Source organism: Microbacterium sp. UMB0228, assembly GCF_002871415.1.
GTDB lineage: Bacteria > Actinomycetota > Actinomycetes > Actinomycetales > Microbacteriaceae > Microbacterium.
The window spans coordinates 61,844-82,351 of record NZ_PNFU01000010.1 but is presented as its reverse complement, the minus strand read 5'-3'; the positions used below and the strand labels follow the sequence as shown (position 1 = coordinate 82,351).

Genomic DNA, 20,508 nt, shown 5'->3' with positions numbered 1-20,508 from the left:
AAGCCTCACAGCGCCGATGGTACTGCAGGGGGGACCCTGTGGGAGAGTAGGACACCGCCGGACTCCTTTTAGTCGAAATGGCCACCCATCGTTGGGTGGCCATTTTGCGTTTACAGCACGAAGAGAACAGGGAGCACCATGCCGGAAGAGGAAGAGCGCCGTCCACGTCGCAACGACGACAGGAACCAGCGCAACGATCGTCCTTCCGGAGGTCGCCCCGTCTACCGCGACGGCGCATCTCGCTCCGGCGACCGCGGCCCGCGTCGTGAGGGCGGCTACAACCGCGACAGCGGTGCCCCGCGTCGTGAGGGTGGCTACAACCGTGATGGTGGTGCTCCGCGTCGTGAGGGTGGTTACAACAACCGTGATGGTGCGCCTCGCCGTGAGGGTGGCTATAACCGTGATGGTGGTGCGCCGCGTCGCGAGGGTGGTTACAACAACCGTGACGGTGCCCCGCGTCGTGAGGGCGGCTACAACCGCGATGGTGGTGCGCCTCGTCGCGAAGGAGGCTACAACAACCGTGACGGCGCGCCGCGACGTGAGGGCGGCTACAACCGCGACAGCGCTCCGCGACGTGAGGGTGGCTACAGCCGTGATGGTGGTGCGCCTCGTCGCGAAGGCGGCTACAACAACCGTGATGGTGCTCCGCGTCGCGAAGGCGGCTACAACCGCGACAGCGCTCCGCGACGTGAGGGCGGCTACAGCCGTGACGGTGGTGCTCCGCGTCGCGAAGGCGGCTACAACCGCGACAGCGCTCCGCGTCGCGAAGGCGGCTACAGCCGTGACGGTGGTGCTCCGCGTCGCGAAGGCGGCTACAGCCGTGACGGTGGTGCTCCGCGTCGTGAGGGTGGCTATAACCGTGACGGTGGTGCTCCGCGTCGCGAAGGCGGCTACAACCGTGACGGTGGTGCCTCTCGTCGCGAGGGTGGTTACAACAACCGGGACTCCGGCCCCCGTCGCGAAGGCGGCTACAACCGGGACTCCGGCCCCCGCCGTGAGGGTGGTTACAACCGGGACTCCGCTCCGCGTCGCGAGGGCGGGTTCGAGCGTAAGCGGGGGAGTGACCGGTCGCGGTCCTTCCCGCAGCGCGGCGGGGCTGGGCGGGAACGTCCGGCCAACGCGGCGAACGAGCGTCCGCGCTTCGACGAGCCCCGCGTCCCGGACGAGGTCACCGCGCGCGACCTGCATCCGTCCGCGCGCAACGAGCTGAAGACGCTCAGCAAGGAGAACGCCGAGTTCGTCGCTCGTCACCTGGCGATGGCCTCCCGGCTGATCGACGAGGACCCCGCTCTGGCGCACGAGCATGCGCTGGCGGCGTCGCGTCGTGCCGGCCGGATCGCGATCGTCCGCGAGACCCTGGGCATCACCGCCTATGCGACCGGCGACTTCGCCTTGGCGCTGCGCGAGCTGCGTACCTACCGCCGGATCTCCGGCAAGGACGACCAGATCGCCCTCATGGTCGACAGCGAGCGCGGTATCGGGCGTCCCGACCGCGCCCTCGAGACCGGCCGGGCCGTGGACCGATCAGCTCTGACCACGCCCGTGCGAGTCGCGCTGGCGATCGCGATGTCGGGTGCCCGGCTCGACCAGGGGGACCTCGAGCTGGCGCTCGGAGAGCTCGAGATCCCGGAGCTGGACCCGGACCGCGCCTTCGAGTGGAGCCCCGCGCTGTTCGCCGCGCGCGCCGCTGTCCTGGAGGACCTCGGCCGTACGGACGAAGCCGAGTTCTGGGCGCGCCGTGCCGAGGTCGCCGCCGAGGCTCTCGGCGTCGACGAGGCCGGCGATGAGGAGCTCTACGTGGAGGACGGCCTCATCGAGGACGGGTTCTCTGACGACGAGTTCTCCGAAGCTGACGTCGCTTCTGTCGAGGACGAGGACGAGGACGAGGCCGACGACGCGACCGACGCTCCCGTCGCGACCGAGGCCCCCGAGCCCGCGGAGCCGTCCATCGAGGACGAGGTGCGCGAGCTGCTCGGCGAGGACGACGAGACGGACGATGACGAGACAGAGGACGACTCGCCCTCCGCGTCCGAGAAGCCGGAGGCGTAGTGGGGCTCTTCACTGCGAAGGCGCGGAAGCGCCCGGCGGGTCGCACGCCGCTCGAAGGCGTGGACACCGTCCTCGCCGACCTCGACGGCGTGGTCTATGCCGGTCCCGGCGCTCTGCCGCATGCGGTGGAGAGCCTGAACGCGGCGGCGCACGCGGTGCGCCTCGGCTACATCACGAACAACGCCTCGCGCACCGACGCCTCGGTGGCCGCGCACCTCACGAGTCTCGGGCTCGACGTGGCTCCGCAGGACGTCGTCACGAGCCCGCAGGCGGCGATGCGTCTGCTGTCCGGGATCGTGCCGGCGCCGGCGACCATCCTCGTGGTGGGCGGCGACGGCCTCGTCGACGAGGTGCAGAAGGCCGGGTACACGGTCACGCGCAGCGCCGAGGACGCGCCGCAAGCCGTGGTCCAGGGCTTCGCGCCCGAGGTCGCCTGGACCGACCTCGCCGAGGCGGCGTTCGCGCTCAAGGTCCCCGAGGACGAGGGCGGCATCCCGTGGATCGCCACGAACACCGACTGGACGATCCCGCGCGAGCGGGGCGTCGCCCCGGGGAACGGCACTCTCGTCTCCGCCGTGCACACCGCGATCGGTCGCCTGGCGACGGTGGCGGGCAAACCGGAGACCCCGATCTTCGAGGAGGCGCTCGCCCGTTTCGGCGCGGCGAAAGCGCTCTTCATCGGTGACCGCCTCGACACCGACATCATGGGTGCCAGCCGTGCGGGCATCGAGTCCGCCCTGGTGCTGACCGGTATCGACCGTCCCAAGCACGTCCTCGCCGCGCCCGAAGGATCGCGCCCGACCTACATCCTCGGCGACCTGCGCGGTCTGCACGAGCCGTACCCCGAGCCCACCGTGACCGACGGTGTGTTCGACGTGAACGGCGCCGCCGTCCGCGTCCGAGGCGCAGACGTCGAGATCGTCGCCGAGTCCGGCGACCAGCTCAATCTGCTCCGTGCGGGCGCCGCCGCGATCTGGGCGTCCGGGACGCCGGTGTTCGTCCTCCGGGTTCCGGAACGGCTGTACGCGGACCCGTTCCACCGCCCCTGAGCCACGCGTGGCGCCGCCGCCCGTCGGCGGCGCCGCGTACAGTGGAAGCGTGAGCGATGAGACGACGACCAGCGCGCCGACGGACGGCCTGTGGAGTCGTCTGCGCCTGATCGAAGGGCAGCCGCTCGCCGCACGCGCGGACGCGTACTCGGCCCTGCACGACGAACTCTCGCGACGACTCGAGAGCGGATCCCGGCACGACCTGCGGGAGACCCCGGGACCACGATGACGCGACTCGACGCCGCCCTCGCCGCCCGAGGACTCGCCCGTTCGCGCACGCATGCCGCCACCCTCATCGCCGACGGCCTCGTGAGCGTCGACGGCCGCCCGGTCGTGAAGGCCTCGACCGCGGTCAGCGACGACAACACCATCACGGTCGCCGGCGCCGACCACTACGTCAGCCGCGCGGCGCACAAGCTCGTCGCCGGGCTCGACGGCTTCGGCATCCCGGTGCAGGGACGCCTCGCGCTCGACATGGGGGCCTCGACCGGCGGTTTCACGCAGGTGCTGCGGGAACGCGGCGCGCGCCGTGTCCTCGCCGTGGATGTCGGCCACGGTCAGCTCGCCCCCGCGGTCGCCGCCGACACCGGCGTCATCGCCGTCGAGGGCTTCAACGTGCGGGACATGACGCGTGACAGCCTCACCGCAGCGACGGGGGAGTCCACGTCGCCCGACCTGGTGGTGGGCGACCTCTCCTTCATCTCGCTCGAGCTCGTGCTTCCCGCGGTGGTCGACGTGGCCGCGCCGGGCGCCGACGTGCTGCTGCTGGTCAAACCGCAGTTCGAGGTCGGGAGGACCGCGGTGCGTGGCGGCCTCGTCACCGACCCCGCCACCCGGGCCGATGCCGTCGCCCGCGTGGTGTGGAGCGCGTGGGACGCCGGGATGGGGATGGCGGGGATCGTCTCCTCCCCGATCCTCGGGACCCACGGCAATGCGGAGTATCTCGTGCACCTCGTGCCGGGCGGCGGCAGCAATCCGACAGAATGGATGGACACCATCAACCGGCTGGCAGGGGGACGATGAACGAGCGCAGGATCCTGGTCGTCGCCCACGCGGGTCGCGTCGACACCGTCGCGGCCGCCCGTCGGGTGATCGACGCCCTCCGCGGTGCGGGGGTCCGTCCCGTCCTTGCAGCCGACGACCATGCCGAGCTCGCCGCGGTCGATGCGTTCTTCGCGGACGTCGAGGTGCTGGACGCCTCCGGACCGGCGACGCTCGAGCTCGCGATCGTGCTCGGGGGCGACGGCACGATCCTCCGCGCCGCAGAGCTCGTCCGCGACAGCGGCGCTCCGGTGCTGGGCATCAACATGGGTCACGTCGGCTTCCTCGCGGAGATCGACCGGGACGACATGGACGACGCGATGCGCCGCGTCATCGCCCGCGACTACGAGGTCGAGGAGCGCCTGGCACTGTCGGTGCGCGTGAAGGACGCCTCGGGCGACGTCGTCTTCGAGACCTGGGCCCTGAACGAGGCGACCGTCGAGAAGGCGAGCCGCGAGCGCATGATCGAGGTGGTGCTCGAGATCGACGGGCGGCCGCTGTCGAGCTTCGGCTGCGACGGCATGGTCATCTCCACGCCGACCGGCTCGACCGCCTACAACTTCTCCGCCGGCGGCCCGGTCATCTGGCCGACGGTCGAGGCCATCGCGGTGGTCCCGCTGTCGGCGCACGCGCTCTTCGCGAAGCCGCTCGTGGTGAGCCCCGAGGCGGCCGTGGCGATCGAGATGCTGGAGCGGACGGATGGCTCCGGCATCCTCTGGTGCGACGGCCGTCGTTCCCACGACCTCCCGCCGGGCGCCCGCGTCGTGGTGCGTCGCTCGTCGCGCCCGGTCCGCCTCGCGCGTCTGCACCCCACGGCGTTCACGAACCGTCTCGTGCGGAAGTTCCAGCTGCCCGTCGAAGGATGGCGCGGACAGGAGCGGAGGATCGACGCATGATCGAGGAGATGCGGATGCAGGGGCTCGGCGTGATCGCCGACGCCGTCCTGCCGCTCGGCCCCGGCTTCACGGCCATCACCGGAGAGACGGGCGCGGGGAAGACCATGGTCGTCACCGGGCTGGGGCTGCTCCTCGGCCAGCGCGCCGACTCGGGTGCCGTGCGCAAGGGAGCCGCGCAGGCCTCGGTGGCCGGGGTGTGGATCGTGCCCGAGAAGGGCGCGGTCGCCGACATCGTGGCCGAAGCCGGGGGAGAGCTGGAGCCGGCCGGTGCCGGCGCCGCTGAGCTCTATGTCTCGCGCACCCTCAGCGCCGAGGGTCGCAGTCGCGCGAGCGTCGGTGGGCGGGCCGCGCCGGCAGGTGTGCTGTCCGCCCTCGCCGACGAGCTCATTGTCGTGCACGGACAATCCGAGCAGCTGCGGCTGCGCTCGGCCGCCGCGCAGCGCGACGCCCTCGACCGCTTCGGCGGCGAACCGATCGCTCGGGCGCTGGAGGAGTACCAGGCCGCGTTCGAGCGCTGGCGAACGCTCGACGCCGAGATCATCGACATCACCGCGAACCGTGACCGGCGTGCCGAGGAGGCCGCCCGGCTGCGCGAGGACCTCGCCCTGATCGAGGCGACCGCCCCCGAGGAGGGCGAGGACGAGGAGCTGACGGCTCGTGCCGAGCGCCTCGCGAACGCGGAGGAACTCCGCGTCGCCGCCGCCCTGGCCCACGGAGCCCTCTCGAACGAGGAGGGCGAGCCCGATGCCTCGGCGCTGGTCGCGGAAGCGCGCCGAGCGATCGAGCGCGTGTCCGACCCGAAGCTCGCGGAAGTCGCGGAGACCCTGGCCGACATCGGCTACCGCATTGCCGACGCCGCCGGTGTGCTCTCCGGCTTCCTCGCCGACCTCGACGAGTCCGGTCCGCACGAGCTGGCCGCCGTCGAGGAGCGCCGGGCCGCGCTCGGCGTCCTCATCCGTCAGCACGGCTCGCTGGCGGAGGCCGTGGCGCTGTGGCAGACCGGATCCGCGCGGCTGGCCGAACTCGACGACGACGGAGAGCGCCTGGATCGCCTCACCGCCGAGCGCGACGCGGCCAGGACGGAGCTCGATGCCCGGGCCGACGCTCTCACCGCGGCCCGGAGCGAGGCGGCCGGCCGACTCGGCGAGGCCGTGACCGCCGAGCTGCACGCGCTGGCGATGCCGGACGCGCGCCTGGAGGTCTCTGTGGCCCCGGGGGCCGAGAGCACCCACGGCCGCGACGACGTCGCCATCCTGCTCGCCCCGCATCCCGGCGCCGAACCCCGCTCGGTCGCCAAGGGCGCCTCCGGCGGCGAGCTGTCGCGGGTGATGCTCGCGATCGAGGTCGTCATCGCGGCGACCGATCCCGTGCCCACCTTCGTGTTCGACGAGGTCGATGCGGGCATCGGCGGCGCGGCTGCGATCGAGGTGGGTCGGCGACTCGCCCGACTCGCCGAGAAGTCTCAGGTGATCGCCGTCACCCATCTCGCGCAGGTCGCCGCCTTCGCGAACAACCATCTCACCGTCGTGAAATCGCACGACGGCGCCGTCACCGCGTCGAGCGTGCGGCGGCTCGACGGGGAGGAGCGCGAGGCCGAGATGGCCCGTCTGCTCTCCGGACTCGCGGATTCCGATGCCGCACTCACCCACGCCCGCGAGCTTCTCAGCCTCGGCGTCTGAATGAACTGTTAGGATAGAAGCCCGTGATGAACTCTTCTTCTGCGGGGCCCAAGAACGACACGACCAAGCACATCTTCGTGACCGGTGGTGTCGTTTCGTCTTTGGGCAAGGGGCTCACCGCGGCCAGCCTGGGCAACCTCCTGACCGCTCGCGGACTCCGCGTGGTCATGCAGAAGCTCGACCCGTATCTGAACGTCGATCCGGGCACCATGAACCCGTTCCAGCACGGCGAGGTGTTCGTCACCGACGACGGTGCGGAGACCGACCTCGACATCGGCCACTACGAGCGCTTCCTCGACATCAACCTGTCCGAGGCGGCCAACGTCACGACCGGTCAGATCTACTCGCAGGTGATCGCCCGCGAGCGTCGCGGCGAGTACCTCGGCGACACCGTGCAGGTCATTCCGCACATCACCGACGAGATCAAGCGCCGCATGCGGCTGCAGGCCACCGAGGACCCGCGTCCCGACGTGATCATCACCGAGGTCGGCGGCACGGTCGGCGACATCGAGTCGCAGCCCTTCCTCGAGTCGGCGCGCCAGCTTCGTCACGAGCTCGGCCGCGACAGCGTGTTCTTCGTGCACGTCTCGCTCGTGCCGTTCATGGGCGCGTCCGGCGAGCAGAAGACCAAGCCGACCCAGCACTCGGTCGCCGCGCTCCGCCAGGTCGGCATCCAGCCCGACGCCCTCGTGCTCCGCAGCGACCGCCCGGTGAGCGCGAGCAACCGCAACAAGATCGCCCTGATGTGCGACGTCGACGTCGAAGGCGTCATCAACACCGTCGACCTGCCGAGCATCTACGACATCCCGTCGACCCTCAACGAGCAGGGCCTCGACTCCTACATCGTTCGTCGCCTCGGCCTCGACCAGAAGGCGGCCGACGTCGACTGGACGCGCTGGAACAAGGTGCTGCACGCGGTGCACAACCCGAAGCACGAGGTCACGATCGGTCTCGTCGGCAAGTACATCGACCTTCCCGACGCCTACCTGTCGGTGACCGAGGCACTCAAGGCGGGCGGCTTCGCGCAGGAGACCAAGGTCAACATCCGCTGGATCCCGTCCGACCTCTGCGAGACCCCCGAGGGCGCGCAGGAGCAGCTGGCCGAGCTGGACGGCATCTGCGTTCCCGGAGGCTTCGGCATCCGCGGCATCGAGGGCAAGCTGGGTGCGCTGAAGTTCGCCCGCGAGCAGGGTATCCCGACCCTCGGCCTCTGCCTGGGTCTGCAGTGCATGGTCATCGAGTACGCCCGCGACGTGGCCGGGATCGCCGGAGCCTCGTCCAGCGAGTTCGACCCGGACACCGCGGAGCCCGTCATCGCGACCATGGCCGAGCAGATCGAGATCCTTGACGGCGGCGACCTGGGCGGCACCATGCGCCTCGGCCTGTACAAGGCGGCTCTCGCGGAGGGTTCGCTGGCGCGTGAGGTCTACGGCGCCGCCGAGGTGTCCGAGCGTCACCGTCACCGCTACGAGGTCAACAACGCCTACCGCGATCGCCTGTCCGAGGCCGGTCTGGTGTTCTCGGGCCTCAACCCGGAGCTGGACCTCGTCGAGTACGTCGAGCTGCCGCGCGACGTGCACCCGTATTACATCGCCACCCAGGCGCACCCGGAGCTGCGCTCGCGTCCGACCGCCCCGCACCCGCTGTTCCGCGGGCTCGTCGGCGCGGCCATCGCCCGCCACCGCGCGAGCGAGCTGTTCGACGTGCCCGTCGATGAGTGAGTCGGAGGCGCCGGCCGTCGCGGAGCCGCTGCGCGACGAGCCCTTCGAGCCGGAGGCCCTGAGCAGCGACCTCGTCTACGAGGGGCGCGTCTGGGACGTGCGCTCCGACCGGGTCCGCTACGGCGAGGGCGAGATCGTGCGACAGTACGTCGCCCACCCCGGGGCCGTCGCGATCCTCGCGCTGGACGACGAGGGACGGGTGCTGCTCATCCAGCAGTACCGTCACCCGATCCGCCACCGCGACTGGGAGCTGCCGGCCGGCCTCCTCGATATTGCGGGGGAGGAGCCCTTGGCGGCCGCCCGTCGCGAGCTCGCGGAGGAGGCCGACCTCGTCGCCGCGCACTGGGAGCCCCTGGTGTCGTCGTGGACGACGCCGGGAGGCAACGACGAGCTCATCCAGGTGTTCCTCGCGACGGGGCTCACCGCCGCCGCGGCCGCGCACGCCCGCGAAGACGAGGAGGCGGACATTCGTCTCGCCTGGCTTCCCCTCGAGGAGGCGGTCGCCGGAGTTCTGGCGGGTCGCTTGCGCAACGGCATCCTCGCGCTCGGCGTACTGGCGACCGCGCAGAGGATGCGCGACCGGAGCTGAGCATGCTGCTCGATCGCGCCCTCGACGCGTATCTGCGTCACGTCACGATCGAGCGCGGCCTGAGCGCGCACACGGTCGGCGCCTACCGCCGAGACCTCGAGGGCTACCGGGACTGGCTCACGGCGGAGGGGATCGACGACACGGCGGACATCACGCCCGCCGTCGTCGACCGCTTCATCTCCGACCGCGCCTCGGCGGAGCCGCCGCCGGCCGCGACGAGTCTGGCGCGCCTGCAGTCCTCGGTGCGCGGCTGGCATCGGTTCCTCGCCCGTGAGGGCATCGAGGCGGACGATCCGACCGGACGACTCCGCCCGCCGAAGACCCCGCGCCGGCTGCCGAAGGCCCTCACGATCGACCAGGTGGAGCGGCTGCTCGCCGCGCCGTCGGCTGAGGAGCCGCTCGGCATACGCGACCGGGCGCTCCTGGAGCTCCTCTACGCCACGGGCGCCCGGGTGTCGGAGGCGGTCGGGCTCGACGTCGACGACATGGCGCACGGCGAGGTGCTGCGCCTGCGGGGCAAGGGCTCGAAGGAGCGCATCGTCCCGGTGGGGTCGTACGCCCGCGCCGCCGTCGACGCCTACCTCACCCGGGTCCGCCCGGAGCTCGCCGCGAAGGGCCGCGCATCGGCCCGGCTCTTCCTCGGCGCACGCGGTGCCCCGCTCTCGCGACAGAGCGCCTGGCTGGTGATCCGTTCCGCCGCGGAGCGCGCACAGCTCACGACCGAGGTCTCCCCGCACACGCTGCGCCACTCGTTCGCGACGCACCTCCTGCAAGGCGGCGCCGACGTGCGGGTGGTGCAGGAGCTGCTGGGGCACTCCTCGGTCGCGACCACGCAGATCTACACGCATGTGTCGGTGGATGCTCTCCGTGACATCTACGCGACCTCTCATCCCCGGGCGCGCTGACCGCGCACGCCGAGCCTCGTACCGGGGCCGTCGCCGCGCGCCGGGACGGCTGGGGAACGCGTGGCGGCTACAATCGAGCAAGCACGAAGGAGCAGGAGAACCGGTGGCTGAGAAAGTGGCGAAGTCCAGGGCGAAGGCGCAGAAGGCCGACGACACCCCCATGGGACCCACCGGCCGTCCGTACCAGGGCTTCCCGATCCCGGCGCCTCTGAAGTCGCACGGCCCGGCCCGCATCATCGCGCTCTGTAACCAGAAGGGCGGCGTCGGCAAGACGACCACCTCCATCAACCTCGCCGCCGCGCTCGCGGAGTACGGCCGCAAGGTGCTCGCCGTGGACTTCGACCCGCAGGGCGCGCTGTCCGCCGGTCTCGGCATCCAGACGCACGACGTCCCGACGGTCTACGACCTCCTGCTCGACACGAAGCGCGACGCGCACGACGCGATCGTGCACTCGAACGTGCCCGGTCTCGACGTGCTCCCCGCGAACATCGACCTCTCCGCCGCGGAGGTGCACCTCGTCAACGAGGTCGCCCGCGAGACGATCCTCGCCCGCGTGCTGCGCCAGGTGGCGGGGGAGTACGACGTCATCCTCATCGACTGCCAGCCGTCGCTCGGTCTGCTGACCGTGAACGCGCTGACGGCGGCGCACGGCGTCATCATCCCGCTCGAGTGCGAGTTCTTCGCGCTCCGTGGCGTCGCGCTCCTCATCGAGACCATCGACAAGGTCCGCGACCGGCTGAACCCCTCCATCGAGATGGACGGCCTGCTGGCGACGATGTACGACCCGCGCACGCTGCACTCGCGCGAGGTGCTGGAGCGCGTCGTGGAGGCGTTCGGCGACGACGTGCTGGAGACCGTGATCGGCCGCACCGTGAAGTTCCCGGACGCGTCGGTCTCGGGGGTCCCGATCACCGAGTTCGCTCCGGAGCACGCGGCCGCACAGGCATACCTGCGGCTGGCCAGGGAGCTGGTCGCCCGTGGCGCCGTCGCCTGACGAGCTCGGTACCGCTGAGGTCCCGGCACCCGCCGACGCGATCGACGCCGCGGAGCCGTCCTCCGCCGGCGACGCCACGGGGTTCCGTGTCTCGCTGTCGAATTTCGACGGCCCCTTCGACCTCCTGCTGAACCTCATCTCGAAGCATGAGATGGACATCACCGAGGTGTCGCTGAGCGCCGTCACCAACGAGTTCATCGCGTACCTCGCCGACCTGGAGGACGAGGAGGAGCTCGACCAGGCGTCGGAGTTCCTCGTCGTCGCCGCGACCCTGCTCGACATGAAGGTGGCGGGCCTGCTGCCGCAGGGCGAGCTCGTCGACGCCGAGGCCGTCGCCCTGCTCGAAGCGCGCGACCTGCTCTTCGCCCGTCTCCTGCAGTACCGCGCGTTCAAAGAGGTCTCCGCGTGGTTCTCGCGGTGCCTGCAGCGGGAGGACCGCCGTCATGTGCGTGCGGTACCGCTGGAGGAGAAGCACCGGAAGCAGACGCCCGAGCTCGTCTGGTCGCTCACGCCCGACGACTTCGCGGCGCTGGCGCTGCTGGCCTTCGCGCCGAAGGAGATCCCGCACGTCGGCCTCGACCATCTGCATGCACCCCTGGTCAGCATCCGCGAGCAGGCCGCCATCGTCGTCACACTGCTGCGCGGCACCGAATCGCTGAGCTTCCGCGAGCTGGTCGCCGGCGTCACCGAGCCGGGTATCGTCGTGGCCCGCTTCATCTCGGTGCTGGAGCTGTACCGCCACGCGGCGCTCTCCTTCGAACAACTGGAACCGCTCGGGGAGCTCACCCTCCGCTGGGCCGCCGACTCCTGGTCGGACGAGACACTCGCGACCCTGGGGGCCGACTATGACCGATGACGTGACCGCGGCAGAGACCGAGCTCCCCGAGGAGCCCGACGCCGTGACGGGTTCCGAGCTCCCGCTCAGCGAGCGTGTGGAGGCGATCCTCTTCATCGTCGACGAGCCGATCGGCCTCGTGGCCCTCGCCGCCGCGGTCGGCGCGCCGGTGCCCGCCGTCCGGCAGACGGTCGAGTCGCTGGTCGAGGACTACGACGGTCGAGGCGCGGGTCCGCGGCGCGGCTTCGAGCTGCGGGAGGTCGGCGGTGGATGGCGGCTCTACGTCCGCGAGGACCTCGATCCGGTCGTGGCGGAGTTCGTCGGCGGTCAGGCGCCGGCCCGGCTCTCCCAGGCGGCGCTGGAGACGCTCGCGGTGATCGCGTACAAGCAGCCGGTGACCCGGAGCCAGGTGGCCTCGATCCGCGCGGTCAACGTCGACTCCGTGGTCCGCACCCTCCTCGCGCGGGGGCTGATCACCGAACTGTTCGCCGATTCCGAGACCGGCGCGATCAACTACGGCACGACCGATGCACTCCTCCAGCATCTCGGCATCAACTCTCTGGATGAGCTTCCGCCGATCTCGCCGCTCCTCGACGACGGCGCCGACGGCTTCGACGAAGGGACGGTCCGATGACCACCGACACCCACGATTCCGCCGCTCCCGAAGGCGTGCGACTGCAGAAGGTGCTGGCGGCCGCCGGCGTCGCCTCTCGACGCGTCGTCGAGCAGTACATCGTCGAGGGACGCATCCGCGTGAACGGCCAGACGGTCACCGAACTCGGTCGCCGCATCGACCCGGAACGCGACCTGGTCGACGTCGACGGCACCGCGGTGCAGCTCGACGTGTCCAAGCGCTACGTGATGCTGAACAAGCCGACCGGCGTGGTCAGCAGCATGCGCGATGAGAGCGGCCGTCCTGACCTCCGGCGCTTCACAAAGGACTACGACGAGCGGCTGTACAACGTCGGCCGCCTGGACGCCGAGACCAGCGGTCTGCTGCTGCTCACAAACGACGGCGAACTCGCGCACGTCCTCGCGCACCCCTCCTTCGGCGTCACCAAGGTTTACATCGCGAAGGTCGAGGGGAGCGTGACGGCGCAGACCATCTCGAAGCTCACGAAGGGCATCGAGCTGGAGGACGGGCCCATCGCCGCCGACAAGGCTCGCCTGCTGGACACTTCGACAGGCTCAGTGCAGGCCAAGTCGCGCGGCTCGAGCCTCGTCGAGCTCACGCTGCACTCCGGACGCAATCGGATCGTGCGCCGCATGATGGCGGCGGTCGGCCATCCGGTCACGGAACTCGTGCGGCGTCAGTTCGGTCCGCTGCACCTGGGAACCCTCCCGGCCGGTCGGACGCGGGAACTGAGTAAAATCGAACTCGGCGCGCTGTTGACCCTCGCGCGCCGGGAATCCGGTGTCGCCGAGGCGCCAGGCGAGCAGGAGAGCGAATGACCCAGACGACGAGTGCGCCCGCGGCGCGGAAGACCGGTGCCGTGGCGCCGCGTCTGTCCGGCACCGTGCGCATCGTCGGCGCCGGGCTGCTCGGTGCCAGCGTCGGCCACGCCCTCCGTGCGAAGGGCATCGACGTCGTCCTCACCGACGCGTCCCCTGCGCAGCTGCGCCTCGCCGTCGACTACGGCGCCGGACGCCTTCCGCAGGATGACGACGCCCCGGTGCTCGTCGTCGTGGCCGTGCCGCCGGACGTGACCGCCGACGTGATCCAGGCCGAGCTCGAGCGGTACCCCGACGCCGTCGTGACCGATGTCGCGAGCGTGAAGCTGGAGCCGTTCCGCACGCTCCGTGAGCGGGGCGTGAACCTCGCCCGCTACATCGGCTCGCACCCGCTCGCCGGTCGCGAGCGCGGTGGGGCGATCTCGGCGAGAGCCGATCTCTTCATCGGGCGGCCGTGGGTCGTGTGCCGCGACGAGGACACCACCGCGCGCGACCTCGCGCTGGTCGAGGCACTGGCCCTCGACGTCGGCGCGATGCCGCTGGAGATGACCCCGGAGGAGCACGACCGCTCCGTCGCCCTCACCTCGCACGTGCCGCAGGTCGTCGCGAGCCTCCTCGCCGGTCGTCTGGCCGGGGCCGAGGAGGGCGCCCTCCGCCTGGCCGGGCAGGGCGTGCGGGACACCACGCGCATCGCCGCGTCTGCTCCGGAACTGTGGGTGCAGATCCTCGGGGCCAACGCCGGTCCCGTCGTCGAGATCCTCGACGCGCTCGCGACCGACCTGAGCGAGGTCGCCGACGCGCTACGCGCTCCCGGGGCCCCGGGAGCCCGACGCGTGCTCGCGGAGACCATTCGCCAGGGCAACGACGGCGTCGAGCGTCTGCCCGGCAAGCACGGGCAGAACCGACGCTTCGAGACACTGGTCGTCATGGTCGACGACACCGCCGGTCAGCTGGGTCGCCTGTTCGGCGAGCTCGGCGAGCTGGGCGTCAACGTCGAGGACCTGCGCCTGGAGCACTCTCCGGGCGCGCAGTTCGGCCTCGCCGAGATCAGTGTCGACCCCGCGGCGCTGCACGGCGCGATCACCGGGCTCCAGGAACGCGGCTGGCGCATCGCAGGGAACACCAATGACTGACACCTCCACCATCTCCGCGACGAAGTTCATCGCGATCGACGGGCCCGCCGGGTCCGGGAAGTCGAGCGTCTCCAAGGCGATCGCGCGTCGCGAGGGCTTCGGCTACCTCGACACCGGGTCGGCCTACCGGGCACTCGCCTGGCATGTGCTCGATCGCGGTGCAGACACCGACGACGCTGAGGCCGTGCGCGCCGCGGCAGCCGACTTCCCCGTCCGCCTCGGGCTCGACCCGGACGACCGCACGGTGCGCGTCGGCGACGTCGACGTGACGGAGGCGATCCGCGAACCGCGCGTGTCCGGTGCCGTGAGCGGCGTGGCCCGCGTGCCGGAGGTGCGCACCCAGGTCAACGAGCTCTTCCGGGCGCTGGTCGCCGAGGCGCCGTACCCGGCCGTCGTCGTCGAAGGACGCGACATCACGACCGTCGTGGCACCGGATGCGCCCGTGCGCATCCTGCTGACCGCGGCCCCGGAGGTGCGGGCCGCCCGTCGCGCGGGTGAGCTCGCGGGCGAGAACGCCGCCGCCGTGGCGGAGGCCCTGCACAAGCGCGACGCCTCCGACAGTGCCGTCGTCGACTTCCTCAACGCCGCGGACGGCGTGGAGGTCGTCGACTCGACCGCACTCGATTTCCCCCAGACCATCGACGCCGTCCTTTCGGTGATCGAACGACTCCGAGGAGCAGACCGTGGCTGACGACGAATACGAAGGCGGTCCCGACCAGCTCGCCGAGAAGCTCGAGCAGATCGATGACCAGCTGGCCGAGCAGCGCGCGGAGACCCTGCGCGCCGGGCTCGCCGACTACGAACTCGACGACGAGGACGCCGCGCTCCTCGCCGGCGTGGCGCTGGGCGAGGATGGTATCGAGTTCCTGCCTGCGCTCCCCGTGGTGGCGATCGTCGGGCGGCCGAACGTGGGCAAGTCCGCGCTCGTGAACCGGATCCTCGGCCGTCGCGAGGCCGTCGTGGAGGACACCCCCGGTGTCACCCGCGACCGCGTCACGTACAAGGCCGAGTGGAATGACCGCCGCTTCACGGTCGTCGACACCGGCGGCTGGGAGCCCGATGCTCGCGGCATCGACCGTTCGGTCGCGGCGCAGGCCGAGGTCGCGATCGACCTCTCCGATGTCGTGCTGTTCGTCGTGGACGCCATGGTGGGCGCCACCTCGACCGACGAGCACGTCGTGAAGCTGCTGCGCAAGAGCGGCAAGCCCGTCTTCCTCGTCGCCAACAAGATCGACGACGCGCGTCAGGAGCCGGAGGCGGCCGCCCTGTGGAACCTGGGTCTCGGGGAGCCGCACCCGGTCTCCGCGATCCACGGTCGAGGTGTCGCCGACCTCCTCGACGCCGTACTGACGAAGCTGCCGGAGATCTCCGCGGTGGCGAAGCAGGAGATCGGCGGTCCGCGCCGCGTCGCGATCCTCGGACGCCCGAACGTCGGCAAGTCCTCGCTGCTGAACAAGGCCGCGGGGGAGGAGCGTGTGGTCGTCAACGATCTCGCCGGCACGACGCGCGACCCCGTGGACGAGGTCGTCGAGCTCGGCGGCAAGATGTGGCGCCTCGTCGACACGGCCGGTATCCGTCGCCGCGTGCACATGGCGCAGGGCGCCGACTTCTATGCGTCGCTGCGCACGTCGGCCGCGCTGGAGAAGGCCGAGGTCGCCATCGTCGTCCTCGACGTGTCGGAGTCGATCAGCGAGCAGGACGTTCGGATCATCGACCTCGTGCTCGAGTCGGGTCGCGCGCTCGTCCTGGCGTTCAACAAGTGGGATCGCCTCAACGACGACGACCTGGAGAACGCCGACCGCCGCCGCTACCTGGAGCGCGAGATCGAGCAGGACCTCGCCCATGTGGCCTGGGCCCCGCGGGTCAACATCTCGGCGAAGACCGGTCGTCACCTCGACAAGCTCGTCCCCGCGCTCGAGATGGCGCTGGAGAACTGGGACCGCCGCATCCCGACCGGCAAGTTCAACGCGTTCCTCGCCGAGCTCGTCGCCGAGCACCCGCACCCGGTGCGCGGCGGGAAGCAGCCGCGCATCCTCTTCGGGACGCAGGCCTCGACCCGTCCGCCGACGTTCGTGCTGTTCACGACCGGTTTCCTCGACCCGGGCTACCGCCGGTTCATCCAGCGCCGCCTGCGCGAGCTCTACCCGTTCGAGGGCACGCCGATCGTCATCAACATGCGTGTGCGGGAGCGTCGCCAGCGCTGACTCGTTGCCGCGCATGTCGCGGCGGTGGCGCCGGAGCCCCGATGCTGTGAAAAGCTGAGGGGGTGACTGCCGTACCTCCCGCCGCCGGTGAACCGCGTCGCCCCGAGGGGCCGCGCGATCCCGGCGATGCCTGGGTGGTCGCGGACACCGGGGAGCGGTACTGGGGGCGCTTCGGTGCGGCTGGTCTCCTCGCCGTCGACCCGGAGCGCGGCATCCTGCTGCAGCATCGCGTGGCGTGGAGCCACTTCGGCGGCACCTGGGGCCTGCCCGGCGGCGCGCTGCACGAGGGCGAGGCGGCCATCGTGGGCGCCGTGCGGGAGGCGCAGGAGGAGGCGGGAGTGCCGGATGGTGCGGTGCGGCCGCGCTTCACGAGCGTGCTCGACCTCGGCATCTGGTCGTACACCACCGTCGTCGCCGATGTCCGGACGCCGTTCGACCCCGTGATCAGCGACCCCGAGAGCGTCGCGCTGTCGTGGGTGCCCGTCGAGGACGTGGACGGGCTGCCCCTGCACCCCGGCTTCGGTGCGGCGTGGCCGATGCTGCGGGCTCAGCTCTCGGCGCACCCGGTGGTCGTGGTCGACGCCGCCAACGTCGTGGGCTCGGTCCCGGACGGCTGGTGGAAGGATCGCGCCGGAGCTGCGGCACGACTGCGCGATCGTCTGACCGGGCTGGCCGTGCCCGCGGACGACCTCGGCCTCGCGGGGGACGCCTGGTTTCCGGAGGTCTCGCTCGTCGTGGAAGGTCGCGCGCGGGACATCGCGGAGGCCGCTGCGGGGGGATCGCCGGCAGATGCGGCGGCCGCAGAAGCCGGAGTCGCGGGCTCGGCCCTGGACGTCGTGCGTGCGGAGGGCGCCGGTGACGACGCGATCGTGGCCGAGGTCGAACGCCGGGTCGCGAGCGCGTCGCCGGTTCTCGCGGTGACTAGTGACCGCGAGCTGCAGTCCCGCGTCGAGGCCGCCGGGGCGCAGGTGCGCTCGAGCGGCTGGCTCCTTCGTCTGCTCGACGCCTAGAGCGAGACGCGGTGCCCCGCTCTGCGGGTCCCGATACTCGTACGGTGGCGTGGCGTGGCGTGGCGTGGCGCGGCGTGGCGTGGTCTGGCATGGCGTGTGGTCTGAGGCTGCGCGCCGTGGTCTGACGTGGCGTGGCACGACGTGGTCTGATGTGGTGTGGCACGACGTGGTCCGACGGCGCGGATCGACGTCGCTCGACGCGGCCCGGATCGACGTCGCTCGACGCGGCTTGGATCGACGTCGCTCGACGCGGCTTGGATCGACGTGGTCTGACGTGGCGTGCCGCGGCACGACGTGGTCTGGCCTGGCGCGGATCGACGTGGCCTGCGCCGCCGCGCTCGAAGGACCGGTCGTCGTGATGGCGGCGCGCTTCAGGCGAAGGCGACCCGACGTGGGGCGTGATCGGTGTGGACGGCGCCGAGGGGACTTCGCCATTCGAGGACCCCACCGGGTCGCTGCCGTACCGTCCAGCGCTGAGGCTCCGGGATATCGGGGTGTTTCAGCACGTGGTGTCCGCGGCAGAGGTGCGCGAGGTTGTCGACCCGAGTCGGGCCGCCTTTCGCGTGATCCCAGGTGTGGTCGATGTCGCAACGGTGTACCGGCTGTCGGCACCCGGGGAACCGGCAGTGCTGATCCCGGGCCCGGAGCAACCGGCGCATGCTCTCGGTCGGGCTGTAGGCGTCCGTTTCGATGACCTGCCCGTGCAGATCGAGGAACAACCGCGTCCAGCCCCCGTCGCGACCGGCCAGAGCTCGCGCGATGTCCGGGTGCAGAGCGCCGTGTCCGTCCAGTTCGGCCGGACGGTCGTCGAGCCCCGCGAGAGTCGTCGCCGCCACGGTCACCTGCAGGCGGCCGCGCACGCCGACGAGGCCGCCGCCCTCGACGGTGTTCGGATCGGCGGTGAGGAGCAAATCGGTCAGAAGGTCGGCCTGCACCTGGCTCCAGGTGCGGGTGTCTGCGGGGAGCGATTCCGCCTCGGGGTCGAGTGCGTAGGTGTCGCCGTCGACGCTGGAGATCGTCGGGTCCGACCGAGTCTCGCCGCACGGGCGATCCGTCGCGAAGCGGTCGGCGGTCAGCACTTCGTGGTGCGCAGGTGCCAGACGCGGCGTCGCTTCGTCCGACCCCGATGCCGCATCACGCGCAGTCCCCGCATCACGCGCGGGACCCGCATCACGCCCCCGGATCACCGTGCGCGTGAGCTGATTCAGCCGGTCGGCGATCGCCACCGCCGCCCATTCCGGGAGTACGGCCGTCAGGACCGCGAGGCCGTCGTCGACCGATCGCACCGTGATGCAGCGCTCGTCCGCGGCGCGGCGGTGTCGCTCCGTGATCGTCTCGCCGACGAGGGCGGAGGCGACGCGGCGGGCATGTACCCGCGTGCGCGCCGCGGTCTCGGCTTCGGCGACGACGAGCACCGCCGTCTCGAACAGGGCCATCGTCTCTGGCGCGACGACGCGGTTGCGGATGGCCTCGGCCACCACGGCGCTCGCCCGTGCGACCTCCCGGACGTGTGTGGAGCTCAGGGCACCCGTGTGGAAGGCCTCTCGCACGCGGGGGAGTGCCGTGCTCAGGGCGAGAGCATCGGCGAACGCGAACTCCATGGTGCCGGTGGAAAGACGCGCCGCCGTGGCGTACTCGGCGACCATCGAGCGGTGGATGGCATCACGGTGGTGCGGGGCCGCGGCCACGTCTTCGTCATGGAAAGCGATCTGCGCCACCAGCAGCTCCGCAGCCTCTGCCTCCAGCGCTGCGATGCGTCGACGGGTCGCCGTCCAGGCGTCTCGCACGCGCCTCCGCTCCTCCAGGTCGAGGGGTGCGGTCGGCTGGTTCGTCATACCTCGATTTTAGAACGTATGTTCGAATCACGGAAGGGTTCAGTCGTGTTGTATATCGCCTCGTCCGCGGAGGCGGTCGATGTCCCGACGCTCCCGCTTCGTTGGTCGTCCGGCGCCGCGGTCCCGGACGCCGAGGGCTGCCTGCGGCTCGCGTTCCGGCGTCCGGTCCTCGTAGGCGAGGGCGGCCAGCGGTGCGCCGACGCGCTTGACGAGGATCTGGCGCACGATCAGGATCCGATCGAAGCCCGCGATGCGGATGCGGAGCTCATCGCCCACGCGAACCGCCTGTGCAGCCTTCGCCTTGTCGCCGTTGACGCGCACATGCCCCGCACGGCATGCGGTGGTCGCCGCTGACCGGGTCTTGTAGACGCGCACCGCCCAGAGCCAGCTGTCCACCCGCGCACTGTCGACCATCAGGGTTCCTTCCGCTGCAGGGAGACGAGGGCGCCGGCGACGATCAGCCCCTGGCCGAGCGTGTAGGTAAGCATCACGGCGGGGCTGCTCCAGGCCGGGAGCGCGTCGGGCAGGAAGAGTCGGAAAGCGAGGATCGTGTCACTCGCCAGGAAGAGCGCCCCACCCGTCGCGACGAGCGGATGGCATCGCGCAGCGAACGCCGCGGTGGCCGCGAGGAGCAGGCCATACAGCGCGACGCCGACGAGGAGCGGCCCCGTGTGCGGGCCGAGGACGAGGATCATCGCGAGCCACCAGACGGCGTAGATCGCGGTCCACCACGGCAGCCGGCGACGCGCGAGGTGGCGGGCGAAGAGGACGATGTAGGCGATGTGCGCGAGGCCGAAGAAGGCGAGCATGAGCGGAAGCTCGGGTGCCGCGGGGAACAGCGCGCCCGCGCCGTCCCCCAGCCAGGAGAAGAGCAGGGCGACGAGGAGCAGGGCCACCGTCACGGGTGGGTGGATCCGTCGCGCCGCCACCAGGACCGGTACCGCGAGCAGCGGCATGAGCAGCAGCTTCGTCGGAGCCGCGAGATCGTGGTCCAGCGCGAGAAGCAGGACGTGCAGGGCGGAGACCGCGGCGTAGGGGACGAGCGCCCACACGATCGCGGGAGGAAGGGTGCGGCGCTGCATCCCTCCATCGTATGACCGGAGGGGTATGTCGTCC

General features: G+C 71.2%; 20 protein-coding genes. 17 read left to right on the top strand and 3 right to left on the bottom strand.

The window, feature by feature from the left end; genetic code table 11:
• Positions 1-138: 138 nt before the first annotated feature.
• The 17 genes from CJ226_RS18545 (at position 139) to CJ226_RS17210 (ending at position 17,557) form a co-directional block, all read left to right on the top strand.
• Positions 139-2,049 carry a primosomal protein gene (locus CJ226_RS18545; protein WP_257996727.1) on the top strand — a complete coding sequence of 637 codons (1,911 nt, stop codon included), beginning with the start codon at positions 139-141 and terminating at the stop codon, positions 2,047-2,049.
• Positions 2,049-3,098 (top strand): HAD-IIA family hydrolase, encoded by a 1,050-nt coding sequence (locus CJ226_RS17285; protein WP_102209922.1) that lies wholly within the window; start codon positions 2,049-2,051, stop codon positions 3,096-3,098. The genes CJ226_RS18545 and CJ226_RS17285 overlap by 1 nt, the downstream gene beginning before the upstream one ends.
• Positions 3,099-3,147: 49 nt before the next feature.
• Positions 3,148-3,327, top strand: coding sequence for a hypothetical protein (locus CJ226_RS17280; protein ID WP_025105152.1), 180 nt, complete (start codon positions 3,148-3,150; stop codon positions 3,325-3,327).
• Positions 3,324-4,121, top strand: coding sequence for a TlyA family RNA methyltransferase (locus tag CJ226_RS17275; RefSeq protein WP_102209921.1), 798 nt, complete (start codon positions 3,324-3,326; stop codon positions 4,119-4,121). Before CJ226_RS17280 ends, CJ226_RS17275 begins: the two co-directional genes overlap by 4 nt.
• Positions 4,118-5,035, top strand: a complete 918-nt coding sequence (locus CJ226_RS17270; RefSeq protein WP_102209920.1) for an NAD kinase — start codon at positions 4,118-4,120, stop codon at positions 5,033-5,035. The genes CJ226_RS17275 and CJ226_RS17270 overlap by 4 nt, the downstream gene beginning before the upstream one ends.
• Complete coding sequence (gene recN, locus CJ226_RS17265) at positions 5,032-6,714, top strand: DNA repair protein RecN (protein ID WP_102209919.1); 1,683 nt, start codon at positions 5,032-5,034, stop codon at positions 6,712-6,714. The genes CJ226_RS17270 and recN overlap by 4 nt, the downstream gene beginning before the upstream one ends.
• A 26-nt stretch (positions 6,715-6,740) precedes the next feature.
• Positions 6,741-8,435, top strand: a complete 1,695-nt coding sequence (locus CJ226_RS17260) for a CTP synthase (protein WP_102209918.1) — start codon at positions 6,741-6,743, stop codon at positions 8,433-8,435.
• On the top strand, positions 8,428-9,024 hold the full coding sequence (locus CJ226_RS17255) for an NUDIX hydrolase (RefSeq protein ID WP_102209917.1): 597 nt from the start codon (positions 8,428-8,430) through the stop codon (positions 9,022-9,024). Before CJ226_RS17260 ends, CJ226_RS17255 begins: the two co-directional genes overlap by 8 nt.
• A gap of 2 nt (positions 9,025-9,026) precedes the next feature.
• Positions 9,027-9,929, top strand: coding sequence for a site-specific tyrosine recombinase XerD (gene xerD, locus CJ226_RS17250; RefSeq protein WP_102209916.1), 903 nt, complete (start codon positions 9,027-9,029; stop codon positions 9,927-9,929).
• 160 nt (positions 9,930-10,089) lie between these two features.
• Positions 10,090-10,923, top strand: a complete 834-nt coding sequence (locus tag CJ226_RS17245; protein WP_164498181.1) for a ParA family protein — start codon at positions 10,090-10,092, stop codon at positions 10,921-10,923.
• Positions 10,907-11,779 (top strand): ScpA family protein, encoded by an 873-nt coding sequence (locus CJ226_RS17240; protein ID WP_102209915.1) that lies wholly within the window; start codon positions 10,907-10,909, stop codon positions 11,777-11,779. Before CJ226_RS17245 ends, CJ226_RS17240 begins: the two co-directional genes overlap by 17 nt.
• Positions 11,769-12,392: an SMC-Scp complex subunit ScpB gene (gene scpB / locus CJ226_RS17235; RefSeq protein WP_257996726.1), complete on the top strand. Its 624-nt coding sequence runs from the start codon at positions 11,769-11,771 to the stop codon at positions 12,390-12,392. The genes CJ226_RS17240 and scpB overlap by 11 nt, the downstream gene beginning before the upstream one ends.
• Positions 12,389-13,210 carry a pseudouridine synthase gene (locus CJ226_RS17230; protein WP_102209914.1) on the top strand — a complete coding sequence of 274 codons (822 nt, stop codon included), beginning with the start codon at positions 12,389-12,391 and terminating at the stop codon, positions 13,208-13,210. The genes scpB and CJ226_RS17230 overlap by 4 nt, the downstream gene beginning before the upstream one ends.
• Entirely contained in the window at positions 13,207-14,343 is a 1,137-nt protein-coding gene (locus CJ226_RS17225) for a prephenate dehydrogenase (RefSeq protein WP_062633889.1), read from the top strand. Before CJ226_RS17230 ends, CJ226_RS17225 begins: the two co-directional genes overlap by 4 nt.
• Positions 14,336-15,034: a (d)CMP kinase gene (gene cmk, locus CJ226_RS17220; RefSeq protein ID WP_102209913.1), complete on the top strand. Its 699-nt coding sequence runs from the start codon at positions 14,336-14,338 to the stop codon at positions 15,032-15,034. The genes CJ226_RS17225 and cmk overlap by 8 nt, the downstream gene beginning before the upstream one ends.
• A complete protein-coding gene (gene der, locus CJ226_RS17215; RefSeq protein ID WP_025105139.1) occupies positions 15,027-16,547 on the top strand; it encodes a ribosome biogenesis GTPase Der in 1,521 nt (506 codons plus the stop codon). The genes cmk and der overlap by 8 nt, the downstream gene beginning before the upstream one ends.
• A gap of 62 nt (positions 16,548-16,609) precedes the next feature.
• Positions 16,610-17,557, top strand: a complete 948-nt coding sequence (locus tag CJ226_RS17210) for an NUDIX domain-containing protein (RefSeq protein WP_102209912.1) — start codon at positions 16,610-16,612, stop codon at positions 17,555-17,557.
• Between the two features lie 371 nt (positions 17,558-17,928).
• Here CJ226_RS17210 and CJ226_RS17205 read toward each other — a convergent pair whose 3' ends face one another.
• From CJ226_RS17205 to CJ226_RS17195, 3 genes are read right to left on the bottom strand one after another with little or no spacing between them, the layout of a single operon-like run.
• On the bottom strand, positions 17,929-19,392 hold the full coding sequence (locus tag CJ226_RS17205; protein ID WP_102209911.1) for an HNH endonuclease signature motif containing protein: 1,464 nt from the start codon (positions 19,390-19,392) through the stop codon (positions 17,929-17,931).
• Positions 19,393-19,431: 39 nt separating this feature from the next.
• Positions 19,432-19,806, bottom strand: a complete 375-nt coding sequence (locus CJ226_RS17200) for an RNA-binding S4 domain-containing protein (protein WP_025105136.1) — start codon at positions 19,804-19,806, stop codon at positions 19,432-19,434.
• A complete protein-coding gene (locus CJ226_RS17195; protein ID WP_102209910.1) occupies positions 19,806-20,474 on the bottom strand; it encodes a lysoplasmalogenase family protein in 669 nt (222 codons plus the stop codon). The genes CJ226_RS17200 and CJ226_RS17195 overlap by 1 nt, the downstream gene beginning before the upstream one ends.
• Between the last annotated feature and the right edge of the window lie 34 nt (positions 20,475-20,508).